Here is a 26,490-nt window from a genome sequence, read left to right on the forward strand (position 1 = left end):
CCTATCCGGAGATCTTCCATGCTAAGCCTGCACACCAACGCCGCCGCCCTGACCGCACAGAACTCGGTGGGCGGTACCCAGAAAGCCCTGTCGACCTCGATGACCCGCCTGGGCACCGGCTTCCGCGTCAATTCCGCGATGGACGACGCCGCCGGTCTGCAGATCGCCACCCGCCTCAACGCGCAGACCCGCGGCATGGCCGTGGCCCAGCGCAACACGCAGAACGGCATTTCGATGATGCAGACCGCCGAAGGCGCCTTCACCGAAGTCACCAACATCCTGCTCCGCATGAAGGACCTGGCGACCGAGGCCGCCAACGGTGCATCGAATACCAACGACAAGACCGCGATGAACGCCGAGTACCAGCAGCTCGCGGCGGAAATCGGCAACATCATGACGAATACCAAGTTCGGCGGTCAGGCGCTGCTCAAGGGCGCGGGCTCGCTGGGCGCGGCCACCACCACCTTCCAGATCGGCGCCGCCGCCGCGGAAACGATGACGGTGGACGTGGTGACCAAGCTGACCAACCTGGACGCTGCCTTCGCCACCGGCGCCGGCAACGCCACCGCCACCTCGCTCGGTGAAATCCTGACTTCGGCCAACGCGACGGCCGCGATCGGCCAGCTCGAGTCGCGCATCAACGAGGTGGGCTCGGTGCGCGCCGACCTCGGTGCGGCGTCGAACCGGCTCGACCATGTCTACAACAACCTGGCCAACATGAAGACCAATACCGAACAGGCCCGTGGTCGCATCATGGACGTCGATTACGCCTCCGAAACCGCCAACATGACCTCCAAGCAGATGCTCATGCAGGCCGGCACCTCGATGCTCAAGCAGAGCTCCAGCATGTCTCAGCTCGTCATGTCGCTGATGCAGTAACCCTCCCCCCGCGGCACGCACCCTCCGGGGTCCGTGTGCAGCAGGCTGAGCCAGCCGCGCCCGTCAGTGCGGCTGGCTTTTTTTTGGCCTGCGACCGACGTGTCGCGAAACGGACACGGCAGCCATTTAAGTTTGCTTCCTTCCGCGTCGCCTTTTCCTGATGAGGCCAACGCGGCGGCGAACACGCCCCGTACCGGTGGCCGATCCCCGCCCCTCGACCCGGAGACCATTCATGCTCAGCCTTCACACCAACGCCGCCGCCCTGACCGCACAGAACTCGGTCGGCGGCACCCAGAAAGCTCTGTCCACTTCGATGACCCGCCTGGGCACCGGCTTCCGCGTCAATTCCGCGATGGACGACGCCGCCGGCCTGCAGATCGCCACCCGCCTGAGCGCTCAGACGCGCGGCATGGCGGTCGCCCAGCGCAACACGCAGAACGGCATCTCGATGATGCAGACCGCCGAAGGCGCATTCACCGAAATCACCAACATCGTGCTGCGCATGAAGGACCTGGCGACCGAAGCGTCGAACGGTGCCTCGAACGCCAGCGACAAGACCGCGATGAAGGCGGAATACGACCAGCTGGGCCTGGAACTGACCAACATCATGACCAATACCAAGTTCGGCGGTCAGGCCCTGCTGACCGGCGGCACGCTGGCCACCGCCGGCGGCGTGACCTTCCAGATCGGTGCCGACGCCGCGGAAACCATGGTGGTCGACACCTCGGCCAACTTCACGACGCTGACCACCGCGGTCACCGCACTCAACGCCGGTGACATTTCGACCGCCGCCAACGCCGCGATCACGCTGGCGGAGACGACCATCACCGCCGTCGGCACGCTGCGCTCGCAGATCGGCGCCGCGTCGAACCGACTGGACCACGTCTATAACAACCTGGCCAACATGAAGACCAATACCGAACAGGCCCGCGGTCGCATCATGGATGTAGACTACGCGTCCGAAACCGCCAACATGACCTCGAAGCAGATGCTCATGCAAGCGGGCACCTCCATGCTCAAGCAGAGCTCCAGCATGTCCCAGCTCGTCATGTCGCTGATGCAGTAATGCCGCGACTGCCGACGCTCCGGCGTCCGGCAATTCCCGTTCCGCGTCCGCCCGCCCCGGTCTCACCGGCGCGGGCGTTCGCCGTGGCGCTGGCGACGCACTACCAACCGGAAGGATGATCCATATGAGGAACCGCTGCGAATCTGCGATCTGCGAATCGCATTCGGAAGCGACGATAGACGCGATCTGGCACCTCATCGGCGATGGCCAGCGCTACGCCACGCACGGCGTGTCCGACATCGACTTCGAAATCCTGCACGAGACGGACCGCCCCTTCGTGCGCATCGTGCCGCACGACATCCGCATCGCGCGTGCCGCCTTCGTGGTGGCACTGCAGTTCCTGATCGAGAACGGGCACGACCGCCTGTCGCCCTGCGAGGTGGTGTCCGACGAAGATCTGCGGCGCACCGGCCTGCTGTGCCGCGCGACGCGCGACGCCAACGGCGGCGTTCGTTGCATCGACTACATACTGCCCATCCTCGCGCAGCGACGCATCGTGGCGATCGAGGTCGCAGCCTGCCGCACCGCCTGGCTCACTCACGCCTTCCTGTTTGCGCGCAGCAGCGGGCTCCGCTGAGCGCACCGCTCAGCCCAGCGTGCCGACTACGCTGACGTCGCGCTGCTCGGGCACTTCGTTGTACGACAGCACCTGCAGCCCCGGCGCGAACAGCCTTGCGTAACGTGCGAGCAGCGGGCGGATCTGCGGCATCACCAGCAACAGCGGCGTGCCGCCCTGCTGTTTCATCTGGTCGCGCGCCAACGGCATGTGGGTCTGCAGCTGGGCCAGCAGATTGGGGTCGATCGGGTAGTTATCCAGCGCTGCCTTGCCGGTCTGGCGCGCCTGGTTCAGCGAGCCGAGCAGCATGTTCTCCAGCTCGCTGCCGAGATTGAACACCTTCATCTCGGCCAGCGGCCCGACCAGGGCGCCGACGATCTGCCGGCGCAGCGCGCAGCGGACTTCGGCCGCCAGCAGGATGGGGTCCTTGGTCACCTCGGCGTTCTCGACCAGCGTCGTCGCGATCGGCACGATGTCCTTCAGCGCCACGTTCTCGGCCAGCAGCACGCGGAACACGCGCAGCAGCTGGGTGTGCGTCATTGCCTTGTCCAGCGCCGCCGACAGCTTGGGCGTCAGCGCGGACAGCCGCTCCAGCAGCGCCGGCACGTCCTCGTGGCCGAACAGTTCGGCCAGGTGTTCGCGCGCCAGCTTGGACAGATGCGTGGTGATGACGGAAGCACATTCGACCACCTGATAGCCAAGGCCGAGCGCGTGCGCCTTGTCCTCCGGCGCAATCCACGTAACCGGCATGCCGTAGGCCGGTTCGATGCCCGGAATGCCGTCCAGCGTGCCGTAGGTTTTCGGCGACGGAATGGCCATCAGCCGGTCGGCGAACACCTCGGCCTGCGCGATCACCGCGCCGCTGAGCAGCACTGAGTACTGCGAGGGCTTCAGCGAAAGATCGTCGCGCACGCCGATCGGCGGCAACAGGAAGCCCATGGTTTCGCTCAGGCTCTGGCGCACGCCCTTGATCCGGCGCGTCAGCGGCGCGCCCTGCGCTGCGTCGATCAGACCGACCAGCTTGTAGCCCAGCATGATGGTGACCGGCTCGACCACCGGCAGATCGCTCCAGTCGAGTTCGGGCGCACGGGCGTTGATCAGTGCGCTCTCGACCTCACCCAGATCGCTCTGCGCCGGTCGCTCGGCCATCCCCGACAGCCGCCAGCCGACGAAACCGAGTACGGCCGCGAACAGCGCAAACATGAGCGTGGGCATGCCCGGAATGGCCGCCAGCACCGCCATCATCGCCGCCGCGCCGTACATGACCGTCGGCGAGGTCAGCAGCTGGGTGCTGATCTGCTGTTCGAAGTCGCCGGAATCGCTGATGCGGGTGACGATGATGGCCGCTGCCGCCGACAACAGCAGCGCCGGGATCTGTGCCACCAGACCGTCACCGATGGTCAGCAGCGCGTACTGGCGGAAGGCATCGCCAAGGCTCAGGTCGTACATCAACGCGCCGATGATGACGCCGCCCACCATATTGATCAGCAGGATGAGGATGCTGGCGATGGCATCGCCGCGGACGAACTTCGACGCGCCGTCCATGGCGCCGTAGAAGTCGGCCTCCATCGCTACGTCGCGACGGCGTGCCTGGGCCTTCTCCTGGTTGATCAGGCCGGCGTTCAGATCGGCGTCGATGGCCATCTGCTTGCCCGGCAGCGCATCCAGCGTGAAGCGGGCCGACACCTCGGAAATGCGCTCGGCGCCCTTGGTCACGACGACGAAGTTGATGATCATCAGGATGACGAACACCACCAGACCGACCACGAAATTGCCGCCGATCACCACGTTGCCGAAGGACTCGATCACCTGGCCGGCGGCGTGCGTGCCTTCGTGACCGTGCAGCAGCACCACCCGCGTCGAGGCGACATTGAGCGTCAGCCGCATCAGCGTGGTGGCGAGGATGATGGTCGGGAAAACCGAGAAATCGAGCGGCCGCCTGGCCGACACGCTGACCAGGATGACGATCAGCGCGAGCACGATGTTGAACGTGAACAGCACGTCGAGCAGCACCGGCGGCAGCGGCAGTATCACCATCGCCAGTATCAGCAGCAGGAACACCGGTGTGGCGACGCGGTGCCGGCGCATTTCGTCGACCAGGCGGTTCAGGAAGTTCATGCGGGCATCACCTCGCTCAGATGTTTCGGAATGACCAGATCGGTCGGCAGCCGCGGTTCGCCCCGGCGCTGCCCGCGGCGGAAGGCCTTGAGCTGCAGCACATAGGTGAGCACCTGCGCCACCGCGCGGTACAGCGGCAGCGGAATCTGCTGGTTGACCTGGCTGGTGTTGTAGATGGCGCGCGCGAGCGGCGGCAGTTCGACCGTCTCGACGCTGTGCTCGGCGGCGATGGCGCGGATGTAGAGCGCCATTTCGTCCACGCCCTTGGCGATGACGAAAGGCGCCTGCGCGCGGCGCTCGTCATACTTCAGCGCGACCGCGTAGTGCTCCGGATTGACGATGACCACATCGGCCCCCGGCACCGCCTTGCGCACGCCGCGCCGCGCCATCTGCCGCTGCAGCTGGCGGATGCGCTGCTTCACTTCGGGCCGGCCCTCGCTCGACTTGTGCTCCTCCTTCACCTCCTGCTTGGTCATGCGCAGATTGCGCAGGAAGAAGAAGGCCTGCGCCGGCACATCGACCAGCGCGAACACGACGAACACGGCGCACAGCGCCATGATGCTGTCCAGCATCAGGTCGGCGCCGGCAATCAGCGCGCGGTCCAGCGGCAGCGACTGCAGCATCAGGAAATCGGTGACGCCGCGGCTGCAGACGTACCACAGCACGCTGCACAGCGCGGTCGCCTTCAGCACCGAGGTCGCCACCTCGAACAGGTGCTTCGGCGACACCAGGCGACCCAGATTCTTGATCGGGCTCAGGCGTTCCAGCTTGGGCTGCCAGTGTTCGACGTTGAGCACCCAGCCGCCGGGCAGCAGCGATGCAATCAGGATGGCCAGCGGCACTGCACACAGCGGCAATAGCATCTTCAGCAGCAGCGTGGAGGCAGCCGCGAAGCGCGCCGACCACGCGTTGTCGAGCGCGCCGTCGCCGTCCAGCGGCACGAAGCCGAGTGCGAACAGGCCGCGGAAGTCGTCGAGCAGCGACGGCATCATCAGCACGATGAGCTTGAGGCTGACCAGGATGCCGACCGCCGTCGCCAGATCGCGCGAGCGGACGACCTGCCCCTTCTCGCGCGTCTTCCGCAGCTTCTGCTGCGAGGGCTTTTCGGACTTGTCGCCACTGCTGCCGGATTCGTCAGCCATGCGGCACCGCCCTCATCTGCTGCTGCAGCATGTCGAGCACCTGCCCGCACATGCGCAGATAGTGCTGCGGCACCACGCGCGCGACATGGCCCAGCATGAACAGGCCGAACACGGTCACCAGCGAGAAGCCCAGCGAGAACAGGTTCAGCGACGGCGCCACGCGGTTCAGGAAGCCGAAGCCGATCTGCACCACCATGGTCGCGAACACCATGGGCACCGCGAGCAGCAGCGCCGCCGAGAACACCCAGGCCACGTTGAGCGCGATCGCCTGCAGTGTGGACAGCGGGATGCCGCCGCCCACCGGCCAGGCACCGAAGCTGGCGCCGATGACGCCGGCCAGCAGCAGATGGCCGTCGACGGCAAAGAACACCAGCGCGCACATGGTCGCCAGCAGGCTGGACACGACGTCGGACGAAGCGCCGTTGAGCGGATCGTTCATCAGCGCCATCGACAGGCCGATCTGCGACGACACGAGGAAACCGAGCACCATGATGACCGCCATCGCCAGGTGGAAGGCCAGCCCCATCACGAAGCCGATCAGCACTTCCTGCACCGTGGTGGCGACGCCATTCAGCGAGAACGGATCGATCTGCGCGCCGCCCGGCACCAGCGGCAGCATGACGACCGCGAGCACAAGCGACAGCAGGATGCGCACCGGCATCGGCAACGTGGTCTCGCCGATCAGCGGCGCTGCGCTGAACATGGCGAGGATGCGGCAGAACGGCCACCACAGCGTGTGCAGCAGCGGCAGCATCTGGTTGAACAGCGGTTCCACGTCGTCCGCGCCCGTTCAGCCGACCAGCGCCGACGCCCGCTGGAACACCGACACGCAGAAGTCCATCAGGTAGCCGGTCATCCAGCGCCCGGCAAAGATGATGGCCAGCAGGGTGACCAGCAGTCGCGGCAGGAAGCTCAGCGTCTGTTCGTTGATCTGCGTGGCCGCCTGGAACAGCGCGACGATCAGGCCCATCACCAGCCCCGGGCCGACCAGCAGCAACACCAGCACCATGGTGATGTGCAGGCTTTCGCTGACCAGATCCACTGCAATGTCCGGCGTCAGCATCGCGTCAGACCTGGATGCTGGTGACCAGCGTGTTGACCGTGAGCGTCCAGCCGTCGACCAGCACGAACAGCAGCAGCTTCAGCGGCAGCGAGATCACCAGCGGCGACAGCATCATCATGCCCATGGCCATCAGCACCGAGGACACGACGAGGTCGATCACCAGGAAGGGGATGAACAGCATGCAGCCGATCTGGAAGGCAGTCTTCAGCTCGCTCAGCACGAAGGCGGCCAGGCGCACCAGGAAGGGATGGTCCATCGGTTGCGCGACCGGCCCGGAGCCGGAAAGACGGGCGATCTGTTCGAGCGCCGCCTTGCCGGTCTGCGCCATCATGAAGCGCGACACCGGCGCCTCGGCGATCTTCAGCGCTTGTTCGAGGCTGATGCTGTCACGGTCGTAGGGCACGAAGGCTTCGGCCCAGATCTGCTCGCCCACCGGGCGCATCACCAGCAACGTCAGGATGAGCGCGATGCCGGTGACGATGCGGTTGGGCAGGCCCTGCTGCAGGCCCAGCGCCTGCCGCAGCAGCGACAGCACGATGACGAAGCGGGTGAAGCTGGTCATCATCATCACCATGACGGGCAGCAGCCCGAGCAGGGTCATGATGATGAGTATCTGCGTCTTCACCGAAAACTCGGTAGTGGCGCCGCGGGTGGTCGATTCGAGCAGCGGAATCTCGGCCGCGCCGGCCGCGGCGCAGACAAGGATGGCCGCACTCGCCGGCAGCAGCCGGCAGGCGCCGCGCAGCCACGACCGTCCGCGGGACGATGCGCCGGTCATTGCGCCAGGGTGTCCAGGTCGAGACCGTCGAGGTCGACCACGCGCAGGCCGTGGTTGTCGCCGACCAGCACCACCTCGGCGTGACCGATCGGCGTGCCATTGACCTTGATCACCAGCGGCTGGCCGGCCAGCGAATCCAGTTCGAGCACGCTCGACGGTCCGATTTCCATCAGGTCCTGCAGCGATACGCGCGCGGAACCGACCTCCAGCGTCAGCGTGACCGGTATGCGCCGCATCATCTGCGGCAAGTTCCGTCGCGGTGCAGCCGGTGTGGCCGGCGCTTCGTTGCCGAGCAGCGCAAGGTCGTCGCCTGCCTCGTCCAGTCCGTCCAGCAGCGTGTCGATTCCGGAAGTGTTGTCCATGGCATCAGTCCATATCGTTGAATGAGGTGAGGCAGAGCTTGCCGCGGTGTTCGGCGACAGCTGCCGTAAAGAGGCGCGAGTCGTCGACCAGTACGTCGGCTTCGCCGACGAAGACCGGAATGACGTCGCCGACACGCAGGTCGAACAGCTCTCCGAGCTGGATGTCCCTGCTCAGCAAGCGGCCGGTGAGCGTCATCTGCAGTCGGTGGGCAAACGGCGTGTCGGCGCCGGCTGCGTCCTTTTTTTCACGCGGCGGCGCGAGGCCGCGCAGCAGCTTTTCCATGCAGGCGTCGTCGAGCACGAACCACATGCGGCAGTCCTCACCGAGCAGCGGGTCGGCCACCGTGCAGCTGAGCGTCCAGGCGCCCGCGGCCGGAGGCGGTGCCGGCGCGATCGAGAAGGCCGGCGTTGCGACGGCGTCGAGCGGCCGGTCGAGGTCGCCGGCTTCGATGCGGGCGGCAACCACGGCGGCCAGTTCCTCGCCCAGGGCGACCGCCACACGTTCCTCGGTGGCGGTCGCGCGACCATTGCCGTCGGCCTGCGCTGGCGCCGCTGCTCCGCTGCGCCCGATCAGGCCGAAACGGTATCCGAGCAGGGTCAGCACGAGCGGGCGTTCGGCGGCGAACAGGATGCGCCCGGTCTCGCCGCTATAGGCCGTCCAGCGGATCAGGTCGCCGGCGTGTCCAGTGCGGTCGATGCGGACTGAACGCAGGTCGAAGGCAGCCCGGTAGCGGCGGTTCACGCCACCGCGGAATGCCTCGGCCAGATCCCTGGTCAGCCTGTCGGCGAAGGCATCCAGACGATGGACGGGACGGCCGAGCGCGCTCGCGTCCAGCACCCTGGAGGCGACCGGATCGCCACTCCTGGAATTCGAGTTCATGACAGTTCTGTGTGCGTTGTATTGCGAAAGTCCGGCCGGACAAGGCTGTCAGCGACCACCTGCTGTGCAGGATTACGAACCCTGGAGGCGAAACTTTAGGCGTACGGTTAATTAACTGTATCCGTACGGCTGACTGATCAACGCGACGGGAAGATATCCCGGGGAACGTGAGGGGACGACGGCAAAGGCGGGACTGCCTGCACACACGAGGTGGGCAGGCAGCGGACAGCGGGGAGGAGAAGACCGCGAGGGGCGCTCGGGTAGGCGAGGCCCACCCGCGCAAGCGGGACTGCGCTCAGTGGTGATCGTGCGACGCGGCAGCGCCGAGCGGGCGCACCGGGGCCTTGACCTCCAGCGTCTCGCGCCGGCCGTCGGCCATTTCCACGGTCAGGCTGAGCGGCACCGTCTGCCCGTCGACCAGCGGCGCGCGCAGATCCATCAGCATCAGGTGGTAGCCGCCGGGCTTGAGTTCGACCGCCTTGCCGGCCGGCAGATCGATCGCCGGGACGGCACGCATGCGCATCACATTGTTGTTCATCGACATTTCGTGGATTTCCGCGACGCCGGCCACGGGCGAGTGCACGCCGACCAGCCGTGCAGCTTTCGGCGCGGTGATCTGCATGAAGGCGCCGGTGGCTTTCTGTTCGGCCACGGTGGCGCGTACCCAGGGATCCTTCACCGTAACGTCGGCCAGGGCGGCGCTGCAGGCGATGGAAAGGAGAGTGGCGGTCAGGATGGATTTCATTTCTGTGCTCCGGAAAGGTCTGGGCGATGACGTGTCGGGCACCGGCAGAGCGGGCGCCGCGCGTCAGCCGGGAATGCTGCGCAAGGGTCAGGCGGAGGGGCAGTGACTGCCGGGAGGCGCCCGCGCCTCGGGTCGCATTCCGCGCTCGTCACCGCCGCATTCGCTGGTCGGTACGAGGCGTGCCTGCTCAGCGCTGAAATCGAAGGCTAGCGCCCACGTCGTGCCGGCCGGAACGGCACCGCCGGCGTGGCCACAACAGAGCAGGCAATGCGCTCCGCCATGCTGTACCGGCACCGGTGCGCCGTCCTCCGTCGTGCGTGCAGAGGTGCAGATGTCCGTGGCAAGCGCTACACCGGCGCTGCGCGCAAGCACCTGCGCCAGGGCCGGTACCGCCGGCGACGCGAGCAGCGCCAGAAGAAGCAGGCGCGCGATGACGCGGAAGTGCCGTCGTGTGCTCACTCGTAGCGCACCTCGGTCACCTCGATCTCGCGCAGTCCGGCCGGGCTCTGAAAGCGCACGGTGTCGCCCTCGCGTGCCTTGAGCAGCGCGCGGGCAAGCGGCGATATCCATGAAATGCGGCCGTCGGATGCGTTGGCTTCGTCGACGCCGACGATCTGCACGGTGTGCGGGCCGTCCTCGTCCTCGTAGTCAACGGTGGCACCGAAGAACACCTGTTCCGGGTTCTGCTGTTCCCTGGGGTCGACCACGGTGGCCGATTCGAGTCGCTTGATCAGGAAGCGGATGCGGCGATCGATCTCGCGCAGGCGCTTCTTGCCGTAGATGTAGTCGCCGTTCTCGGAGCGGTCGCCATTCGAGGCGGCCCAGGCGACGGTTTCGACGATGCGCGGGCGCTCGCTGCGCACCAGGTCGTCGAGTTCGGCCCGCAGACGGCCGTAGCCGGCGAGCGTCATGTAGTTCTTGCTGCCCGCTGGCAGCGCGCTGACCGATTCGGGATCGTCCTCTTCGGTGTCGGTTTCCTTGGTGAAGGCCTTGCTCATCGGAATGCGTAGGCTGCGTGCAGATTCTGCGGACACGCATCTTACCGAAGCGGCCGCCTGCGGCGAAACACCGCGGGCGGCCGGTGGTTGCGTCAGTGGTAGATCGCCGGCTGCGTCAGCAGCGCCTCCCACGGCACCATGAAGGCGTCGAACTCTTCCGGCCCGACCTCTTCGTCGTGGTCGACCAGTTCCTTCAGTTCCTCGCGGAAACGGCGTGCTGCGTCGTCGCGGATCAGGGCGCCACGGCCGATGCGCTTGTCGATCACCTCGACGGCTTCCAGACCTGCGTACTCGACCACATAGACCAGCGGATTATTGAACATGATATGCATGATGTTTCTCCTTGGCTGGTGCGGCTGTACAACACGCAACGGCAGAATGCCCGTCGCAGCTTCCTGCACCGCGTCCCTGCAGTGCAGATGGGGCACACCGGCCGCCTTTCAAGTGGACTAACGGCCGGATACTGCTTTGCTGAAGGGCGCTTGCGCCCTCGCGGTGTGACACCTAACATCCGGGCCTGTCCCCGAAACGGAGTAGGCGCCGCCTCCCGGCAGCGCGCCAGGCATGGAAGAACAGGAACTGCGCGCCACGCTGGACGCGCTGCGCGCCGAACACCGTGACCTCGATCAGGCCATCGCCGACCTGCATGACGTGCAGTCGCGCGACGAGCTTCTGCTGCGACGACTGAAGAAACGAAAACTATTGTTGCGCGACCGTATTGCAACGATAGAGCGCCTGCTCGACCCTGACGACATCGCCTAGCGGTCACCGATTCCGGCCGATCAGCCCTGCATGGATGATGACTGCGCTTCAGTCGCGCAGTTCCACCCGGACCGGCTGATGATCCGATGCATCGGTGTCGGCGTGCACATCGATGCCGATCACGCGCGGCAGCAAGGCCGGCGTCGCCAGAGCGAAATCGCAGCAGTAAGGATGATCGGGCCAGTCGGCACCGTGCAGGCCGACGGTGTGCGCGTGCGCCTCGCTGCCGCGGCAGTGAATCCACAGATCGATCCAGTCGGCGCCCGCTTCGTCCGCCGGCGCAGTCAGCCGCGCGTGTTCCGCACTGTGCGGCTCGCAGTTGAAATCACCGCACAGCAGCGCTGCCGCAGGGCGCGGCGGCGGCAGAAAGGCGGGGTTCGTGTCCTTGCTCCGCGGTGGCGCGCGCAGGTGGGCCAGCGCCTCGGCGGACAGCGCGCGCAAAGCCTCCACCTGCGGCATGCGCTGCGTCGCCGAGTAGTACTCGAGGTGCGTGTTCAGCACGCGCAGCGGTCCGCCCGGAGACGCGACGGTCACTTCTGCGACTGCGCGCTGCATGCCGGGTACGCTGTCGTCGGCCGGCCACGGCAGAAGACGGCGCCAGACCGCGAGCACCGGCAGGCGCGACAGCGTCAGGTTGCCGAACTGCAGGCGCCGACCGTCATCGCCTAGCCGGTCGCTGCCCGGCGCAAAGAACGCCGAGTAGCCCGGAAACAGCGCGGAGAACTGCGCCACCTGGTCTTCGCCGCACATTCCGGGCAAGGTGTCGAAACCCACCGCCACTTCCTGCAGGCAGATCACGTCCGCATCGCCCCAGGCACGCACGATATCGGCGATACGCTCCGTGCTGACGCGGCCGTCGCAACCGCGCGCCCACTGGATGTTCCAGCTGACCAGCTTCATGTTTGCTCCACTGCGGAACACCGGCGCCGCTGGCCGGTCGATTCCGCATCTGATGACGGGATGACGACCATGATACGAAGCCTCCTGCTCGCCGGCGCGCTTGCGTTCGGCTCCGCCCTCGCCCACGCCGAAACCGCGCTGGAAAAGCTGCGTGTGCCGCCCGGATTCACGATAGAGCTGTGGGCGCAGGTCGACAATCCGCGTGCGATGACGCTGGGCGCGCCCGGCCGGCTTTACGTCGGCTCGCGCGCCGGCCATGTCAGCGCAGTCACTTTCGACCCGGCGACGATGAAGGCCGGCAAGGCAGTCAGGATTGCAGACCAGCTGAACATGCCGGTCGGCGTCGCCTGGCGCAAGGGTGACCTGTACGTGTCGTCGCTGGACCGCATCGTCAAACTGCCGGCCATCGACGACAAGCTGGCCACGCCGCCGAAGCCGGTGCTGGTCAGCGACCGTTTTCCGAAGGAAAGCGCGCACGGCTGGAAGTTCATCGCCTTCGGCCCCGACGACAAGCTCTACGTGCCGGTCGGCGCCCCCTGCAATATCTGCGACCGCGACAAGGACGGCTTTGCCAACATCATGCGCATGAACGCCGATGGCAGCGGACTGGAAATCTACGCGCGCGGCGTGCGCAATACCGTCGGATTCGACTGGCACCCGAAGACCGGCGAGCTGTGGTTCACCGACAACGGCCGCGACTGGATGGGCGACGACGCGCCCCCGTGCGAGCTGAACCGCGTCAGCAAGGCCGGCCAGCACTTCGGTTACCCCTACTGTCACGGCGGCAATATCGCCGATCCGGAGTTCGGCAAGGGCCGATCGTGCGCCGACTACACACCGCCGGTGCTGCGGCTCGGTGCCCACGTGGCGCCGCTGGGCATGCGCTTCTACACCGGATCGCAATTCCCGGACGAGTACCGTGGTGCGGTGTTCATCGCCGAACACGGTTCGTGGAACCGCAGCGTACGCGACGGCTACCGCGTCATGGTGGCGCGGCTCGAAGGGGATACGGTCACCAGCTACACACCCTTCGTCGAAGGCTTTCTCGGTCGCAACGATGCGGTATCCGGCCGGCCGGCCGACGTGCTGGTACTGCCCGACGGTTCGCTGCTGGTGTCCGACGACGCCTCCGATGCAATCTACCGCGTGCGCTGGAACGGCACCCGGCACGCCGCACGCTGAAGCAGTCTCCGCCCGCCATTCACGCTTTCCTTGACCAGCGCGATTGACAGCGTGCGCCGGTCGGCGTTGACTGGCATGACAAACGGGGGAGACCGCTCATGAACACCGACACCACACTCGAAGACAGCCGCATCGAAAGCTTTGCGGTGATGCCCGCGCCGGGCGACATCAAGGGCGACGCGCCGCTCAGCGAGGCGGCGAAAACGGCCGTGCGGGCTGGCCGCGAGGCGGTGCGCGCCGTCCTGGAGCGGACCGACCCGCGCCTGTTCGTTGTGGTCGGGCCCTGCTCGATGCACGACCCGCAGGCCTGCATGGAGTACGCGCACCGGCTGCGCACGCTGTCGGACGAACTGTCGCCCTCTTTGCTGCTCGTGATGCGCGTGTATTTCGAGAAGCCGCGCACCGCGGTCGGCTGGAAGGGCTATATCAACGACCCCTTCATGGACGACAGCTTCCAGATCGAGGAAGGCATGCGCCGGGCGCGCCGCTTCCTGCTCGACGTGGCCGAACTGGGCCTGCCGGCCGCCACCGAGGCGCTGGACCCGATCTCGCCGCAGTATCTGGGCGACCTGATCTCCTGGACCGCGATCGGTGCCCGCACCTCGGAATCGCAGACGCACCGAGAAATGTCCAGCGGGCTGTCGACGCCGGTCGGTTTCAAGAACGCCACCGACGGCGATCTCGACGCGGCGATCAACGGCATCATTTCCGCCTCGCGCCCGCACAGCTTCCTTGGCATCAACCGCTACGGCCGCTCCAGCATCATCCGCACGCGCGGCAACCCGCACGGCCACATGGTGCTGCGCGGCGGTGCCGGGCGGCCGAACTACGATTCGGTCAGCATCGCGCTGGCCGAACAGGCACTGATCAAGGCCGGCCTGCCTCCCAATATCGTGGTCGATTGTTCGCATGCCAACTCGTTCAAGAAGCCCGAGATGCAGCCGCTGGTGCTGGCCGACGTGGCGGGACAGATCCGGGACGGCAACCGCTCCATCGTCGGCGTGATGATCGAAAGCCACCTCGAAGCGGGCAACCAGCCGATCCCGAAGGATCTGTCGCAGCTGCGCTACGGCTGTTCGGTCACCGATGGCTGTGTGGACTGGGCCACCACCGAACGCATGCTGCGCGACCTGGCCGCCACTGCAGGCCCGGCATTGAAGCGCCGGATGGCTGCCGGCTGAGGCCTGCTCAGGCGGTGTGCCGCAGCGCGCCCTTCAGCAACGCGCGGATGGTGGCCGGCTCGAAGGGCTTGTCGCAGATGCCCGACACGCCCGCCTGCTCGACCGCAGCCAGCCGCCCCATGTCGGATTCGCTGGTCACCATCAGGATGGGCACCGAAGCCTGCCAGCTTTGCTGGCGCACGTACTCGACCAGCGCCTGTCCGTCCATCTCCGGCATGTTGTAGTCGGTCACGACGAGATCGAACAGGGTCTGGTCCAGCAGCTTCACAGCTTCGCTGCCATCGCTGGCCTCGACGATGTCGCTGAGCCCCATGTTCTGCAGCACGCGGCGCATGAAGCGGCGCGCATTGCCGCTGTCGTCGACCAGCAGCACGCGCAGCGATTCGTAGTCGATGTCTTCGTCCGGCGACGCGTCGTCGGCGAGGAAGTCGAGGGTCGCCGACAGTACCCGCTGCAGCTGCGCACTGGTGAAGGGCTTGGGCAGGATGCCGCAGACGCCGGACTGGCGTACCGCGTCGAGCGCCTGCGGCCGGGTTTCGCTGGATACCAGCACGAAGGCCACCTGCTGCAGTTCGGGCGTATTGCGCATCGCCTGGACCAGTTCGGTGCCGTCACCGTCCGGCAGGTAGAGCGCACTGATCACCAGATCCGGCACCTTGGCGGACATCGCCGCCAGTGCGGACTGCACGCCATCGGCCTCGCGGATCTTCATGATGCCGACCGCCGCCGCACGCTCGCGGATGATCCGGGTCTGCGTCGAAGAGGGTTCGACCAGCAGCACGTCGAGATTGAACAGGTCAGGCGTCATGGGCGGGGCCCGCAGGATTCGGTCCTGTTCTTGACGGCACCATCGCGCTGCAACATGAGCGACGCTTCGTGACGCACGCCTCCCGCCGATGCGCTTTGCCACGGCATTTCGACGCGAGGCGCCCGTCCGGCCGCCGCCGCGGCGCCGGAATCGCGGTGCGACAGGCAAAAAAACGGCCCGCGATCGCGGGCCGTCTTCACTGCGTACTGCGGCAACGGTCAGACCGTCACTTCCTTCGCGGTCTCTGCGTACTCTTCGATCTGGTCGAAGTTCATGTACTTGTAGACCTTGTCGGCATCCTTGGTGACGACGCCGATTTCCGCCAGGTACTCCTCGCGGGTCGGGATGCGGCCCAGCTTGGAGCAGATCGCCGACAGTTCGGCCGAGCCGAGGAACACGTTGGTGTTCTTGCCCAGACGGTTCGGGAAGTTGCGGGTCGAGGTCGACATCGCGGTGCTGCCTTCCTTGATCTGCGCCTGGTTGCCCATGCACAGCGAGCAGCCCGGCATTTCCATGCGCGCACCGGCGCCGCCCAGGGTGGCGTAATAGCCTTCCTTGGTCAGCTCGGAGGCGTCCATCTTGGTCGGCGGCGCGATCCACAGACGCACCGGGATGTCCTTCTTGCCTTCCAGCAGCTTGCCGGCGGCGCGGAAGTGGCCGATGTTGGTCATGCAGGAGCCGATGAACACCTCGTCGATCTTGGTGCCGCTGACTTCCGACAGGAACTTCGCATCGTCCGGATCGTTCGGGCAGCAGACGATGGGTTCCTTGATGTCGGCGAGGTCGATTTCGATCACCGCCGCGTACTCGGCGTCCTTGTCGGCTTCCAGCAGCTGCGGATCGGCCAGCCAGGCCTCGACCGACTTGATGCGACGCTCCAGCGTGCGCGCGTCCTGGTAGCCGTTGGCGATCATGTTCTTCATCAGAACGATGTTCGAGCGCAGGTATTCCTGCACCGGCTCCTTGTTCAGCTTGATCGTGCAGCCGGCAGCGGAACGCTCGGCCGACGCGTCGGACAGCTCGAAGGCCTGTTCGACCTTCAGGTCCGGCAGGCCTTCGATTTCGAGGATGCGGCCGGAGAACACGTTCTTCTTGCCCTGCTTGGCCACGGTCAGCAGACCGGCCTTGATCGCGTACAGCGGAATCGCATGCACCAGATCGCGCAGCGTGACACCCGGCTGCATCGTGCCCTTGAAGCGCACCAGCACCGATTCCGGCATGTCCAGCGGCATCACGCCAGTGGCGGCGCCGAAGGCGACCAGACCGGAACCGGCCGGGAAGGAAATGCCGATCGGGAAGCGGGTGTGCGAATCGCCGCCGGTGCCGACGGTGTCCGGCAGCAGCAGGCGGTTCAGCCAGGAGTGGATGACGCCATCACCCGGACGCAGCGCGACGCCGCCGCGGTTGGAGATGAAGGTCGGCAGTTCGCGGTGCATCTTCACGTCCACCGGCTTCGGATAGGCGGCGGTGTGGCAGAAGGACTGCATGACGAGGTCGGCCGAGAAGCCGAGGCAGGCCAGGTCCTTCAGTTCGTCGCGGGTCATCGGGCCGGTGGTGTCCTGCGAGCCGACCGTCGTCATCCGCGGTTCGCAGTAGGTGCCCGGGCGGATGCCCTTGCCTTCCGGCAGGCCACAGGCGCGGCCGACCATCTTCTGCGCCAGCGTGTAGCCCTTGCCGGTATCGACCGGCGCCTTCGGCAGGCGGAACAGCGTCGAGGCGCCCAGGCCGAGGAAGTCGCGTGCCTTGGCGGTCAGCGAACGGCCGATGATGAGGTTGATGCGGCCGCCGGCGCGCACTTCGTCGAGCAGCACTTCGCTCTTGAGCGCGAATTCAGCCACGGTCTCGCCGTTACGGACGATCTTGCCGTCGTACGGCAGCACGTCGATCACGTCGCCCATTTCCAGCTTCGACACATCGACTTCGATCGGCAGCGAGCCCGAGTCTTCCTGCGTGTTAAAGAAGATGGGGGCGATCTTGCCGCCCAGCGTGACGCCGCCGAAGCGCTTGTTCGGAACGTAGGGGATGTCCTGGCCGGTGGCCCAGATGACCGAGTTGGTGGCCGACTTGCGCGACGAACCGGTGCCGACCACGTCGCCGACGTAGGCTACGAGGTGACCCTTCTTCTTCAGGTCCTCGATGAACTGCATCGGGCCGCGCTTGCCATCTTCTTCCGGCTTGAAGGCAGCATCCGGGCGGGTGTTCTTCAGCATCGCCAGGTAGTGCATCGGGATGTCCGGGCGGGTGGTCGCGTCCGGCGCCGGCGACAGGTCGTCGGTATTGGTTTCGCCCGGCACCTTGAACACGGTGACGGTGATCGACTTCGGCACTTCCGGGCGACTGGTGAACCACTCGGCGTCGGCCCAGGACTGCACGACTTCCTTGGCCTTGGCATTGCCGGCCTTCGCCTTCTCGGCGACGTCGTGGAAGAAGTCGAACATCAGCAGCGTCTTCTTCAGACCTTCGGCGGCAACACCGGCGACTTCAGCGTCGTCCAGCAGGTCGATCAGCGGCTTCACGTTGTAGCCACCCACCATGGTGCCCAGCAGCTCGGTGGCCTTGGCCTTGGAAATCAGAGCGACCTTGACGTCACCGTGCGCCACGGCGGCCAGGAAGGAGGCCTTCACCTTGGCGGCGTCGTCCACGCCCGGCGGCACGCGATGGGTCAGCAGGTCGAGCAGGAAGGCGTCCTCGCCAGCGGGCGGGTTCTTGATCAGCTCGATCAGTTCAGCAGTCTGCTTCGCATCAAGGGCGAGCGGCGGGATGCCGAGCGCGGCGCGTTCGGCGGCATGGGCACGGTAAGCTTCAAGCACGGTGAGTCCTCCGGTAGACGGGTATACCGCATCATAGAACGACACACCCTTCCGATGGTGCGTCGCACGAAGACGCGGACTGAAAAGCCGCGGCTTGCACCGAAACGGCGTCGAAAAAGCGCTTTCTAATCTGCACCTTGGCGACGACCGCAACCTTGCATGGCGCAGCGCAAAACCCACTGCGCGCGAAGGCGGTTCAAGTCTTATATATGATATCTTTTATTCAATTTCAAGCCAAGCCGCCTACCGCACTGCAGCGCAGCCGCTTGGCTATACTGCGCGCCCCTGCTTCAGCGCTTCGCCGCCCGATTTTCGGCACGTCATGATTGCCCCTGCCCTCTCCGACGCCGACCTGCGCGATCTGAACACGCTGCACCTGCCCGCCCGCGCTGCGCGGCTGCAGCCGGTGGACGACGCAGCCGATCTGCCGGCGCTGACCGAGACGCTGCTGCAGCGCGGCGAACGCATCCTGGTTCTGGGCGGCGGCAGCAACATCGTGTTCGCGGCCGACTTTCCGGGCACCGTGCTGCACATGCGCACGCGCGGCATCGAACTGCTGGGGCACGACGGCGACACGGTGCGCATCGCGGTGGCCGCCGGGGAGAACTGGCACGACTGGGTCAGCCACGCGCTCGACCAGGGCTGGTACGGCCTGGAGAACCTTGCTCTCATTCCCGGCACCGTCGGTGCCGCACCGGTCCAGAACATCGGCGCCTACGGCGTCGAACTGGTCGACCGGCTGGACAGTGTCGACGCCTGGGACATGCAGGACCGTCGCTGGCTGCAACTGACGGCTGCGGACTGCGCGATGAGCTATCGCGACAGCGTGTTCAAGCACCGGCTCGCCGGACGGGCCATCATTACCCGCGTCGTGTTCCGGCTGAGCCTGAAGCCGGTCGTGCGGGCCGAGTATGCCGATCTACAGCGCGAACTGGCGGTTCGCGGCGTCACCACGCCCACTCCGCGCGAGGTGTTCGACGCCGTCTGCGCGGTGCGCCGCGCCAAGCTGCCGGACCCGGCAGTGATCGGCAACGCCGGCAGCTTCTTCCGCAATCCGGTGCTGCCCGCCGACGAAGCCGCCCGCCTGCTCGTCGCCCACCCGGACGCCCCGCACTACCCTGCGACCGACGGCGCGGTGAAGTTCGCCGCTGCCTGGTTCATCGACCGCTGCGGCTGGAAGGGCACGCGGCGGGGCGATGCCGGCGTGCACGACAGGCAGGCCCTGGTGCTGGTGAATCACGGCCAGGCAACCGCCGACCAGTTGATGAAGCTGGCCGCGGACATACAGGCCAGCGTGCGCGAGCGCTTCGGCGTCCACATCGAACCGGAACCGCTGGTCGTCGGCTGACCTTCCTCTCGGGCCACCCTCCCGAGCTCGCTCCCCCAGAACCACGCACGGCGGTCCACCGGGGGAATCGGTCTTTCGGGGAATCCGGTAGGCGTCAGGACGATGCCGGCAAGCCATGCCGGCGCCGCGCTCGCAAACAGGCGTCCGACCCCGCTTCGAATTCGCGGCACGGATCGGGCCGCTCGTCGTAGATGAAACAGCTCACCCGCTCGCCGATGCACCCGCGCAGCGCGCGACAACGTGGCTGAGCATGGTCGGTGCCGCGCATGCGGGCGATCGATACGTTCAATTCGTCGTACAGGCCCTCGGGCACGCGCCCGCCCTGCGCCTCGCCGTCCGACGGGTGGAAATCGACGCGAAAGCTGGCGCAGCAGGCGCCGCATTCGACACAGTTGACGTTCATGAAGCCCCGGATATCTGTGGGTCGCGCCCGGCGCGCCGACCCCGTATTCCGACATTGTCCGACAGCGGCGGTCATGGGCACAGCACCCGGCCGATACCGCGCCGCTTGTGCAAACCCGGCGACCGGAGCGGCCAGGCCACGCAGCTGCGCAACATCGTGCGTCCTACGCCGGGCACCGCTGCACCTACATCCCCTGCGCGTCGGCCGACAGCCGACGCCCGCTGCGATGCGCACACTGCAGCACATGGACGCCCGTCGCGGCGTCCGCAACCAAGGAGACTGCAATGACCGTCCTCAAGACTATCGTTGGTGCCGCCTTCGTGATCACGTCCGCCGGCGCGATGGCGGAAGGCGCTTATCCCACCGAACACATGTCCGACACCGTGTCCGAGGTGCGCGGCGCCGGAGAATCGGCCGCTGAACGGCGCGCCCAGGCGGTTCAGGTGCGCAACGAGGTGACGGCCCGCCCGTCGCCGGTGGCACCGGCCGCACCGGCCGACCCGAAATATCGCAGCGACGAATATCCGCACGACACGGGCTGGATGCGCGCCGCCGAGGCGCAGCGTGCGCGGGGCGGCGACGCCGCACAGGCTGCCGCCGAAATCTCGCAGCGCCCGACGCCGGTCGCCCCGGCTGCGCCGGCGGACCCGAAGTACATTCCGCAATTCAACTGATGCAGCGCTCCGGCGCCGGGCGTGACCCGGTGCTGCACACGGGGCGGCGCGTTTTCGGATGCGTCGCCCCGTGCCTATTCCGGATCGAGGACGCAGCGGAAAAGCGCGTGTCCGCTCGCCAGATACTTGCGTTCGAACGGCGTCATCGGCACTTCGGGCACGAACGCCTCGACGGTCGCGTTCCGGCTGACCAGCAGCCGGGCCGCCAGCGCGAATTCCTCGACGTAGATGCGCCAGTTGCTGCGGCACTCGATGACCCCGCCCAGTGCCAGCACCCGCGGAAACACCGGATGCGCCGGCCAGCGGCGCGCGAGCTGGCCGATCTTGGGCCACGGGTTCGGGTAGAGCATGTACTGACGGGCCGGGCGATAGCCGCCATCCAGCAGCAGGCGCCAGATGTCGGCCATGTCCGCACGCAGCAGCAGCGCGTTGGCCGGCAGTACCGGTGCACGCGACAGGCGGTCGGCCGACTGGTCCACCCCGAGCACGAAATGATCGGGAAAGCGCTCGGCCAGATGCAGCGTGCTCTCGCCGACGCCACAGCAGCTGTCGACGATGAGCGGAGCGCCGGGGCGACAAACCGCCGCGAAGACCTTGAACGCCTCCGCACTGTAAGGGGCGACCGGCTTGTGGAAATCCTGCCCGCGGCGGCGTTCGATCAGCGCCGCCAGCTGCTCGTGTGGCCCGGTCTGCGCGCTCTGCGGAACGCGCGACCGACCATCCGCACCCCTCACGACAGGTAGCGCCGCCCGGTCTGGCTGATCCACACTGACCACGCGAGGATCAGCGGATGCGCCATTTCCAGCCCCTCCTCGAAGGCCGCCGAGTAGTGCTTGGTCAGCGGCCCGAGTTCGATGCCGTAATCGACCGACAGCACGGCTGGCAGGCGGTCGATCAGCTTGCCGATCACCACCAGCGCAGTACCGGCCATCAGCCAGGCGCCGGAACGGGAGCGCCAGCCCCCCTGCAGGAACAGGAAGCGCGCGATCACGAGACCGGCGTACAGCACCAGTGCTACCAGGAAAATGGCGATCGCGCCGCAGATCAGCTTTTCCTCGAACGGCCGTGCCGCGTCGCGATAGAAGCTGTTCTTCAGGAAACTCTCGCCGGTGAACAGCTTGTGCCAGTCCGCCTCGCGCGCGGCAAACGCCAGGCACAGCAGCGCGAAGGCCCAGGCGCGCGCAGCGAGCGGGCGGATGCGCAGCAGCACGATGACGGCGGTGCCCAGCCAGCCGGCGATGGACAGTTGCTCGAAGGGTCCCACTTCGGAGAAGGTCCACTGAAAGGCCTGTTCGTTCAGCACCAGGGGGAGCAGCGCGAGCATCAGCGTGTAGGCAATCAGCAGCCACACGATGCGGCGATCGGTTGTCGTCATGTCGTATCCGTATTCAGTTGCGTGATATCAGTCGGCGATAGACGGCGAGATTGCCCTCGACCATCGCATCCACCGAAAACTCCGCCAGTATGCGGGCCCGACCGGCCTCGCCCAAACGGCGGCGCAGCCCGGCATCGTCGAGCAGGCGGACCAGCGCCGCGGTCAGGGCCGTAGTATCGCCCGGCGGAATCAGCAGCCCGCTGACGCCGTCGGCGACGGCTTCCGGCAGTCCGCCGGCACGCGACGTGACGATGGGCACCGCGGCGGCCGAAGCCTGCAGCAGAGACACGCCCAGCCCTTCCATGTCGGCCGGATGGGCGAGGATGTCGAGCCCGCCAAGCCAGCGCGGCAGATCGGTGCGGAAACCGGCGAAGCGGATCACCTCGGTCAGGCCTCGCGCGCTCACCTCACCCTCCAGTTCCTCGCGCAGCGGTCCCTGGCCGAAGAAGATCACCCGCACGTCGGGGTGACTTGCCCGCAGCGCCGTCATCGCCTCGATCACGTAGCGATGTCCCTTGCGGGCAATCAGCTGGGCGACCACGCCGATCACGCGCGCGTTATCCGGCAGGTCGAATTCGCGGCGAAAGGCGGCGCCCTCCACCGGCTGCAGATAGGGCGCGGCATCGACCGCGCTGCGCACGCAGCTTACCCGCTCCGCCGCCAGTCCTTCGGACAGCAGCACCTGCCGTATGCCTTCCGAAATGGTGATCACGTGGTCGTACAGACGGTACTTCAGCGCGACCAGCCAGCGCGGCTCCGGATTGTCGACGCGGCGCGACAGCACGCATCGGGTGCCGGTCGGCTTCGCGGCGATGCCACCCCACAGGTCGGCGCCGCGCCGGCTGTGCAGATGCACGATGTCCGGACGCTCGGCGCGGATCAGGCGAGCCAGACGCAGCGCCATACCGGCATCGGCGTCGCCGCCCATCTTCATCTCCACCACCCGGGCATGGTCAGCGCAGGCGGCGGCGATGCCCGCACCGAGCGGGCAGGCCAGCACATTGGAAACGCCACGCCGCGCCAGTCCCTCGACGATGTAGGCAACCTGACGCGCACCGCCGTAATAATGCTTGCCGGCTTCGACGTGCAGCACCTTCATGCCGCGATCGCCTTAGCCGCTTCGTCCAGCACCCGATCGGGCGTGATGTCGCGCAGGCAGGTGTAGGCGCCGCCACAGGTCGGCCGGCGCTTGCAGGGCGAACACTGCAGGCCCAGCCAGATCACGCGCGCATTGGCACGACCGGTATGCGTATACGGGCAGGTCGAGCCGAAGATCGCCACCGTCGGCGTCGCGAAGGCGATGCCCATGTGCGTGAGCCCGGTATCGACGCCGACCAGCAGGCCGGCACCGCGCACCAGTGCCGCCGCTTCCGGCAGTTTCGTGCGACCAACCAGATTGATCAGCCCCGGCGCGCCGGCGGCGATGCGCGCCGCCGTCTCGGCGTCGGCCGGCCCCCCCAGCAGCACCGGGATCAGTCCCGTCTGCGCGGCGAGCTTGGACGCCAGCGTCTGCCAGGCATCCTCGAACCAGTGCTTCTGCGGCCGCGTCGTGAACGCGGCGAACACGGCATAGCGGCCTGGCGTCAGCCCATGTTCCGCCAGCAGCGCCTGCGCACGCGCATCGGCGTCGGTCGACACGTGCAGCGTCGGCAGGAAGTCGCCGGTGTCCAGCTCGAGCTGCTCGGCCAGATGCAGGTATTCGGACGAAATGCGCGCGATATCGCCCCCGCGCGGTACCACCTGCGTCATCAGCCACTGGCTGCCCTCGCGCGAACCGAGGCCGATGCGCGTGCGCGCGCCCGCCAGCCAGGCGAGAAAGCCGCTCTTCAGCAGGCCCTGCAGGTCGAGCACGGTGTCGAAACGGTGGCTGCGCAGTTCGCTGCGCAGCGCGCGCACCCGCCGCCACAGCTCGCCATAGCGGCGTTCGCGCCACAAGCGCGTCCACTCCGTTTTCGGCCACAGGATGCGGGCGTCGATGTTCGGGTCGTGCGCGATCAGCGCGTCGATGCCGGGCTCGACCAGCCAGGCGATGAAGGCGTCCGGATGCGTCCGCTTGATCGCCGCCGCCAGCGGCGACGCGAACACGACGTCGCCGATGGCCGAGGTGCGGACGATGAGGATGCGCTTCAAGCCGGTCGCCCCCGCACGCCGCACCATGACGCTGCAGTGAACAGCACGAACATGAGCGTGGTGTTGGACCGCATCAGATAGGACTCGAACAGGCAGATGACGATGAACAGCAGTGGCAACGCATTTCGCACGCGCGCGCGCCCATCCGCAGGTGCACCGAGAAACCAGGGCAGCAGCAGCACGGCAGCCAGCGCAATGGCCCCCAGCGTGCCGGCGGCCGTGAGGACGTAGAGATAGTGATTGTGCGGGTTCCAGGCAGGCTTCCACTTTGGCGTGTGGCGGGCATTCATTTCCCGATAGGCCTCGCGCGTGTCGCCGAGGCCGACGCCGATCAGCGGGTGCTCGGCGAACACGCGCCACGCGTTCGCGGCATAAACGATGCGCTGACTGACCGACGCTTTCGGCAACTCCTCGTAACGGACAACTTCGTCGAAGGCCCGGTCCACTCTCAAGCGAAAGTAATCGTTGCCATAGTAACCGCCGAATACGATGCCACCGACCAGCGCGGCCGCCACGCCCGTCGCCAGCAGGGGCCTGCGGACGAAGCGCTGGAACGCGAGCATGGTGAGCAATGCGAGGAAACCGAGCAGACCGGCCCGGCCACCCGAAATCAGGAGGTTGAACACGGTGGCTGCGAACAGCGCCACGTAGGCCAGCCGGGCACGCAGCGAAGTCAGCTCGAAAAGCAGGCGGTGCGCCGACAGATAGCCGGCCAGTGCCAGCGCCGGCGTATACAGAATGCGATCGACGAACGGTGCCGTGTCGTCGGCCCCCTTGTCGACACGTATGCCGTCCGGCAACCCGGGCCACACATGCAACTGTGCCCAGTTGTAGAAGGTCAGCAGCTCGCAGATCGTCACGGACAGCAGGAAGGCGCTGACATAGCGGGCGAAGTGCGCGCGCTGTGCGACGCTCAGATACAGCGGAAAGAGCAGGAACAGGTACTGCCGGCCAAGCAGCCGCCGCCCCCACGTCAGGTCGTCCGACCACAGGAGCGAGAGTGCGAACACGGCGAAGTAGGCGACAAAGGCCCAGACCAGCGGCTCGGCTGCCAAGGCACGCAGTTTCTGCCCGAGGCGCCCCTCGATCAGCCAGAGCGCCAGAATCAGCACGGTGAGCCAGTACGCCGGCGCGACCGTCACCGGAATCATGAAGAACACGCCCGCCAGCAGCCATGAATTGATCGCGGGTATCCGCGAGCGGAAATCGGCGAAAGTCATTCGATCTCCACACCGCACTGCTCGAAGGTCGTCCTCATGTCCTTCCGTTCATCCGGTGTCTTGAAGTTGACCGCTGACCAGCCGAAAGCGCGCACGCGCACCGCCGGCGGATAGATCTGCCGCGCGATCAGCAGCGCGGTCGAGCGCACGCCAGCCACCGCGATGTAGGGGGTGCGCGCCATATGAACCTCCAGTGCGCAGTCCGGCTCGATCAGCCGGTAGTCGGGATGACGCAGCTCGTGTGCGGCGTCCTTCGGGTGCGCCTTGTAATCGATATCGGTGATGCCCTGCGCCGCCAGCCAGTCGTGGATGTGCGCCGTGGTCGCAGTCAGATCGGCCGCGCTCATCAGCCCGAAGCCGGTCAGCGGCTGCCCCACCACCAGCGCGCGCCGCACCGTGCTGTCAGCAGACGGCGCCAGCGCATCGACCAGCGGCGGCAACACCACCACCTTGTCGTCCGGATACTCGTGCGGCAGCCCCGGCAGCACGTAGATGCGGTCGCAGAACGGCGCATCCGAGCCGATGCGGTCACCGGAAAAACAGGTGTAGCGCAATTCCGGCGCGAACAGGCTGCGCAGCAGCCGCACGTGCTGCGCCAGTCTTTTCGTGAAGCTCAGCGGATAGCGGCGGATCGAGATCAGGCCGTCGGGCAGGATGCGCGCGTGCATTTCGCGCGCGCCGACGGCACGCGGCAAGGCGTGCAGGAAGTAGTTGATCGCCTCGGTATCGAACACCGCGCTGTGAACGATCAGACGTTCGCACTGCCCGACCAGCCCGCTCACCAGACCGATGTTGGCGCGCAGCCGCCGATGCCGGCCAAAAGCGCCGGGCAGCGGCTCCCAGCGCGGCCACGGCATATAGGTACACGCGTCCCACTCGGCCGGATCGACGGCCGACTTCATGCCCGGCTTATACCAGACCAGCACCTGCCGTGCGCCGGGCTCGAACGCCTGCGCAATGCGCCGGGCGGCAAGGTACTGCAGCGGCGAAGCGACGAAATAGAGGGCGACGGAGCCGGAAACGGACATGCCGGAAGGCGGTGTGGGAAATTTGCGAAGGCGTGATGTTACTTGTTTGAGCAGGTGGACGTGGTGTCCGCACCACCCCACG

At 66.8% G+C, this 26,490-nt stretch carries 29 protein-coding genes; 8 read left to right on the forward strand and 21 right to left on the reverse strand.

The genetic code is table 11. The features are described 5' to 3' along the window. The first annotated feature begins 18 nt into the window (after window positions 1-18). From WDZ97_RS08415 to WDZ97_RS08425, 3 genes are all read left to right on the forward strand, one after another. Window positions 19-879, forward strand: coding sequence for a flagellin (locus WDZ97_RS08415; RefSeq protein ID WP_304000989.1), 861 nt, complete (start codon window positions 19-21; stop codon window positions 877-879). A gap of 232 nt (window positions 880-1,111) precedes the next feature. Continuing rightward, window positions 1,112-1,945 carry a flagellin gene (locus WDZ97_RS08420; RefSeq protein WP_020164126.1) on the forward strand — a complete coding sequence of 278 codons (834 nt, stop codon included), beginning with the start codon at window positions 1,112-1,114 and terminating at the stop codon, window positions 1,943-1,945. Window positions 1,946-2,069: 124 nt separating this feature from the next. Continuing rightward, window positions 2,070-2,522, forward strand: a complete 453-nt coding sequence (locus tag WDZ97_RS08425) for a hypothetical protein (protein WP_425762453.1) — start codon at window positions 2,070-2,072, stop codon at window positions 2,520-2,522. A 9-nt stretch (window positions 2,523-2,531) separates the two neighbouring features. Here WDZ97_RS08425 and WDZ97_RS08430 read toward each other — a convergent pair whose 3' ends face one another. The 11 genes from WDZ97_RS08430 to WDZ97_RS08480 form a co-directional block, all read right to left on the reverse strand. Continuing rightward, window positions 2,532-4,619 (reverse strand): flagellar biosynthesis protein FlhA, encoded by a 2,088-nt coding sequence (locus tag WDZ97_RS08430; RefSeq protein ID WP_425762454.1) that lies wholly within the window; start codon window positions 4,617-4,619, stop codon window positions 2,532-2,534. Further along, window positions 4,616-5,761, reverse strand: a complete 1,146-nt coding sequence (flhB, locus tag WDZ97_RS08435; RefSeq protein WP_425762455.1) for a flagellar type III secretion system protein FlhB — start codon at window positions 5,759-5,761, stop codon at window positions 4,616-4,618. Before flhB ends, WDZ97_RS08430 begins: the two co-directional genes overlap by 4 nt. After that, entirely contained in the window at window positions 5,754-6,536 is a 783-nt protein-coding gene (fliR, locus tag WDZ97_RS08440; RefSeq protein WP_425762456.1) for a flagellar biosynthetic protein FliR, read from the reverse strand. Before fliR ends, flhB begins: the two co-directional genes overlap by 8 nt. Before the next feature lie 15 nt (window positions 6,537-6,551). Next, window positions 6,552-6,824 (reverse strand): flagellar biosynthesis protein FliQ, encoded by a 273-nt coding sequence (gene fliQ / locus WDZ97_RS08445; protein ID WP_019918843.1) that lies wholly within the window; start codon window positions 6,822-6,824, stop codon window positions 6,552-6,554. Between the two features lie 4 nt (window positions 6,825-6,828). Then, a complete protein-coding gene (fliP, locus tag WDZ97_RS08450) occupies window positions 6,829-7,602 on the reverse strand; it encodes a flagellar type III secretion system pore protein FliP (RefSeq protein ID WP_425762457.1) in 774 nt (257 codons plus the stop codon). Beyond that, window positions 7,599-7,964, reverse strand: a complete 366-nt coding sequence (locus WDZ97_RS08455) for a FliM/FliN family flagellar motor switch protein (protein ID WP_304000983.1) — start codon at window positions 7,962-7,964, stop codon at window positions 7,599-7,601. The genes fliP and WDZ97_RS08455 overlap by 4 nt, the downstream gene beginning before the upstream one ends. Window positions 7,965-7,968: 4 nt before the next feature. After that, window positions 7,969-8,844 (reverse strand): FliM/FliN family flagellar motor C-terminal domain-containing protein, encoded by an 876-nt coding sequence (locus WDZ97_RS08460; RefSeq protein ID WP_304000982.1) that lies wholly within the window; start codon window positions 8,842-8,844, stop codon window positions 7,969-7,971. A 295-nt stretch (window positions 8,845-9,139) separates the two neighbouring features. Next, window positions 9,140-9,589 carry a copper chaperone PCu(A)C gene (locus WDZ97_RS08465; protein ID WP_304000981.1) on the reverse strand — a complete coding sequence of 150 codons (450 nt, stop codon included), beginning with the start codon at window positions 9,587-9,589 and terminating at the stop codon, window positions 9,140-9,142. An 87-nt stretch (window positions 9,590-9,676) separates the two neighbouring features. After that, window positions 9,677-10,048, reverse strand: coding sequence for a DUF2946 family protein (locus WDZ97_RS08470; protein WP_425762458.1), 372 nt, complete (start codon window positions 10,046-10,048; stop codon window positions 9,677-9,679). Beyond that, window positions 10,045-10,587 carry a transcription elongation factor GreB gene (gene greB, locus WDZ97_RS08475; protein ID WP_304000979.1) on the reverse strand — a complete coding sequence of 181 codons (543 nt, stop codon included), beginning with the start codon at window positions 10,585-10,587 and terminating at the stop codon, window positions 10,045-10,047. The genes WDZ97_RS08470 and greB overlap by 4 nt, the downstream gene beginning before the upstream one ends. Before the next feature lie 92 nt (window positions 10,588-10,679). Continuing rightward, the gene (locus WDZ97_RS08480; RefSeq protein ID WP_019918850.1) at window positions 10,680-10,919 is read right to left on the reverse strand and encodes a DUF3567 family protein; all 240 of its coding nucleotides are present in this window, start codon (window positions 10,917-10,919) and stop codon (window positions 10,680-10,682) included. Between the two features lie 232 nt (window positions 10,920-11,151). Between WDZ97_RS08480 and WDZ97_RS08485 the strand changes: the two genes are divergently transcribed. Continuing rightward, the gene (locus WDZ97_RS08485) at window positions 11,152-11,349 is read left to right on the forward strand and encodes a DUF465 domain-containing protein (RefSeq protein ID WP_019918851.1); all 198 of its coding nucleotides are present in this window, start codon (window positions 11,152-11,154) and stop codon (window positions 11,347-11,349) included. A gap of 48 nt (window positions 11,350-11,397) precedes the next feature. On the opposite strand, the gene WDZ97_RS08490 is transcribed toward WDZ97_RS08485, so the two are convergent. Then, the gene (locus tag WDZ97_RS08490) at window positions 11,398-12,249 is read right to left on the reverse strand and encodes an endonuclease/exonuclease/phosphatase family protein (RefSeq protein WP_425762459.1); all 852 of its coding nucleotides are present in this window, start codon (window positions 12,247-12,249) and stop codon (window positions 11,398-11,400) included. Between the two features lie 60 nt (window positions 12,250-12,309). Here WDZ97_RS08490 and WDZ97_RS08495 point away from each other — a divergent pair, with 60 nt between their 5' ends. After that, window positions 12,310-13,431, forward strand: coding sequence for a PQQ-dependent sugar dehydrogenase (locus WDZ97_RS08495; protein WP_425762460.1), 1,122 nt, complete (start codon window positions 12,310-12,312; stop codon window positions 13,429-13,431). A 98-nt stretch (window positions 13,432-13,529) separates the two neighbouring features. Then, a complete protein-coding gene (locus WDZ97_RS08500; RefSeq protein WP_425762461.1) occupies window positions 13,530-14,612 on the forward strand; it encodes a 3-deoxy-7-phosphoheptulonate synthase in 1,083 nt (360 codons plus the stop codon). A 7-nt stretch (window positions 14,613-14,619) separates the two neighbouring features. On the opposite strand, the gene WDZ97_RS08505 is transcribed toward WDZ97_RS08500, so the two are convergent. Continuing rightward, a complete protein-coding gene (locus tag WDZ97_RS08505) occupies window positions 14,620-15,420 on the reverse strand; it encodes a response regulator (protein ID WP_304000975.1) in 801 nt (266 codons plus the stop codon). A 218-nt stretch (window positions 15,421-15,638) separates the two neighbouring features. Further along, the gene (gene acnB, locus WDZ97_RS08510) at window positions 15,639-18,230 is read right to left on the reverse strand and encodes a bifunctional aconitate hydratase 2/2-methylisocitrate dehydratase (RefSeq protein ID WP_425762462.1); all 2,592 of its coding nucleotides are present in this window, start codon (window positions 18,228-18,230) and stop codon (window positions 15,639-15,641) included. A 322-nt stretch (window positions 18,231-18,552) separates the two neighbouring features. Between acnB and murB the strand changes: the two genes are divergently transcribed. Then, window positions 18,553-19,578: a UDP-N-acetylmuramate dehydrogenase gene (murB, locus tag WDZ97_RS08515; protein ID WP_304000973.1), complete on the forward strand. Its 1,026-nt coding sequence runs from the start codon at window positions 18,553-18,555 to the stop codon at window positions 19,576-19,578. A gap of 94 nt (window positions 19,579-19,672) precedes the next feature. On the opposite strand, the gene WDZ97_RS08520 is transcribed toward murB, so the two are convergent. After that, on the reverse strand, window positions 19,673-20,056 hold the full coding sequence (locus WDZ97_RS08520) for a YkgJ family cysteine cluster protein (RefSeq protein WP_425762463.1): 384 nt from the start codon (window positions 20,054-20,056) through the stop codon (window positions 19,673-19,675). A gap of 209 nt (window positions 20,057-20,265) precedes the next feature. Between WDZ97_RS08520 and WDZ97_RS08525 the strand changes: the two genes are divergently transcribed. Next, on the forward strand, window positions 20,266-20,655 hold the full coding sequence (locus tag WDZ97_RS08525) for a hypothetical protein (RefSeq protein ID WP_304000972.1): 390 nt from the start codon (window positions 20,266-20,268) through the stop codon (window positions 20,653-20,655). A 74-nt stretch (window positions 20,656-20,729) separates the two neighbouring features. Here the strand turns inward: WDZ97_RS08525 and trmB are convergent, their stop codons facing one another. The 6 genes from trmB to WDZ97_RS08555 form a co-directional block, all read right to left on the reverse strand. Further along, window positions 20,730-21,389, reverse strand: coding sequence for a tRNA (guanine(46)-N(7))-methyltransferase TrmB (gene trmB / locus WDZ97_RS08530; RefSeq protein ID WP_425762464.1), 660 nt, complete (start codon window positions 21,387-21,389; stop codon window positions 20,730-20,732). Continuing rightward, on the reverse strand, window positions 21,386-22,030 hold the full coding sequence (locus WDZ97_RS08535) for a hypothetical protein (protein WP_304000970.1): 645 nt from the start codon (window positions 22,028-22,030) through the stop codon (window positions 21,386-21,388). Before WDZ97_RS08535 ends, trmB begins: the two co-directional genes overlap by 4 nt. 13 nt (window positions 22,031-22,043) lie before the next feature. Continuing rightward, entirely contained in the window at window positions 22,044-23,129 is a 1,086-nt protein-coding gene (locus WDZ97_RS08540) for a glycosyltransferase (RefSeq protein WP_425762465.1), read from the reverse strand. Beyond that, window positions 23,126-24,160, reverse strand: coding sequence for a glycosyltransferase family 9 protein (locus tag WDZ97_RS08545; RefSeq protein WP_425762466.1), 1,035 nt, complete (start codon window positions 24,158-24,160; stop codon window positions 23,126-23,128). The genes WDZ97_RS08540 and WDZ97_RS08545 overlap by 4 nt, the downstream gene beginning before the upstream one ends. Continuing rightward, window positions 24,157-25,311: an O-antigen ligase family protein gene (locus WDZ97_RS08550; protein ID WP_425763008.1), complete on the reverse strand. Its 1,155-nt coding sequence runs from the start codon at window positions 25,309-25,311 to the stop codon at window positions 24,157-24,159. The genes WDZ97_RS08545 and WDZ97_RS08550 overlap by 4 nt, the downstream gene beginning before the upstream one ends. A 65-nt stretch (window positions 25,312-25,376) precedes the next feature. Then, window positions 25,377-26,408: a polysialyltransferase family glycosyltransferase gene (locus tag WDZ97_RS08555; RefSeq protein ID WP_425762467.1), complete on the reverse strand. Its 1,032-nt coding sequence runs from the start codon at window positions 26,406-26,408 to the stop codon at window positions 25,377-25,379. Between the last annotated feature and the right edge of the window lie 82 nt (window positions 26,409-26,490).

It is taken from the genome of Methyloversatilis sp. MC4-4 (assembly GCF_049843555.1).
In the GTDB taxonomy this organism is placed as follows: Bacteria; Pseudomonadota; Gammaproteobacteria; order Burkholderiales; family Rhodocyclaceae; genus Methyloversatilis; species Methyloversatilis discipulorum_B.

Coding starts and splice junctions, on each gene's coding strand:
- WDZ97_RS08415 (WP_304000989.1), top strand. CDS start 19: ATGCTAAGCCTGCACACCAACGCCGCCGCCCTGACCGCACAGAACTCG.
- WDZ97_RS08420 (WP_020164126.1), top strand. CDS start 1,112: ATGCTCAGCCTTCACACCAACGCCGCCGCCCTGACCGCACAGAACTCG.
- WDZ97_RS08425 (WP_425762453.1), top strand. CDS start 2,070: ATGAGGAACCGCTGCGAATCTGCGATCTGCGAATCGCATTCGGAAGCG.
- WDZ97_RS08430 (WP_425762454.1), bottom strand. CDS start 4,619: ATGAACTTCCTGAACCGCCTGGTCGACGAAATGCGCCGGCACCGCGTC.
- flhB (WP_425762455.1), bottom strand. CDS start 5,761: ATGGCTGACGAATCCGGCAGCAGTGGCGACAAGTCCGAAAAGCCCTCG.
- fliQ (WP_019918843.1), bottom strand. CDS start 6,824: ATGCTGACGCCGGACATTGCAGTGGATCTGGTCAGCGAAAGCCTGCAC.
- fliP (WP_425762457.1), bottom strand. CDS start 7,602: ATGACCGGCGCATCGTCCCGCGGACGGTCGTGGCTGCGCGGCGCCTGC.
- WDZ97_RS08455 (WP_304000983.1), bottom strand. CDS start 7,964: ATGGACAACACTTCCGGAATCGACACGCTGCTGGACGGACTGGACGAG.
- WDZ97_RS08460 (WP_304000982.1), bottom strand. CDS start 8,844: ATGAACTCGAATTCCAGGAGTGGCGATCCGGTCGCCTCCAGGGTGCTG.
- WDZ97_RS08465 (WP_304000981.1), bottom strand. CDS start 9,589: ATGAAATCCATCCTGACCGCCACTCTCCTTTCCATCGCCTGCAGCGCC.
- greB (WP_304000979.1), bottom strand. CDS start 10,587: ATGAGCAAGGCCTTCACCAAGGAAACCGACACCGAAGAGGACGATCCC.
- WDZ97_RS08480 (WP_019918850.1), bottom strand. CDS start 10,919: ATGCATATCATGTTCAATAATCCGCTGGTCTATGTGGTCGAGTACGCA.
- WDZ97_RS08485 (WP_019918851.1), top strand. CDS start 11,152: ATGGAAGAACAGGAACTGCGCGCCACGCTGGACGCGCTGCGCGCCGAA.
- WDZ97_RS08490 (WP_425762459.1), bottom strand. CDS start 12,249: ATGAAGCTGGTCAGCTGGAACATCCAGTGGGCGCGCGGTTGCGACGGC.
- WDZ97_RS08495 (WP_425762460.1), top strand. CDS start 12,310: ATGACGACCATGATACGAAGCCTCCTGCTCGCCGGCGCGCTTGCGTTC.
- WDZ97_RS08500 (WP_425762461.1), top strand. CDS start 13,530: ATGAACACCGACACCACACTCGAAGACAGCCGCATCGAAAGCTTTGCG.
- WDZ97_RS08505 (WP_304000975.1), bottom strand. CDS start 15,420: ATGACGCCTGACCTGTTCAATCTCGACGTGCTGCTGGTCGAACCCTCT.
- murB (WP_304000973.1), top strand. CDS start 18,553: ATGATTGCCCCTGCCCTCTCCGACGCCGACCTGCGCGATCTGAACACG.
- WDZ97_RS08520 (WP_425762463.1), bottom strand. CDS start 20,056: ATGACCGCCGCTGTCGGACAATGTCGGAATACGGGGTCGGCGCGCCGG.
- WDZ97_RS08525 (WP_304000972.1), top strand. CDS start 20,266: ATGACCGTCCTCAAGACTATCGTTGGTGCCGCCTTCGTGATCACGTCC.
- WDZ97_RS08535 (WP_304000970.1), bottom strand. CDS start 22,030: ATGACGACAACCGATCGCCGCATCGTGTGGCTGCTGATTGCCTACACG.
- WDZ97_RS08540 (WP_425762465.1), bottom strand. CDS start 23,129: ATGAAGGTGCTGCACGTCGAAGCCGGCAAGCATTATTACGGCGGTGCG.
- WDZ97_RS08550 (WP_425763008.1), bottom strand. CDS start 25,311: ATGATTCCGGTGACGGTCGCGCCGGCGTACTGGCTCACCGTGCTGATT.
- WDZ97_RS08555 (WP_425762467.1), bottom strand. CDS start 26,408: ATGTCCGTTTCCGGCTCCGTCGCCCTCTATTTCGTCGCTTCGCCGCTG.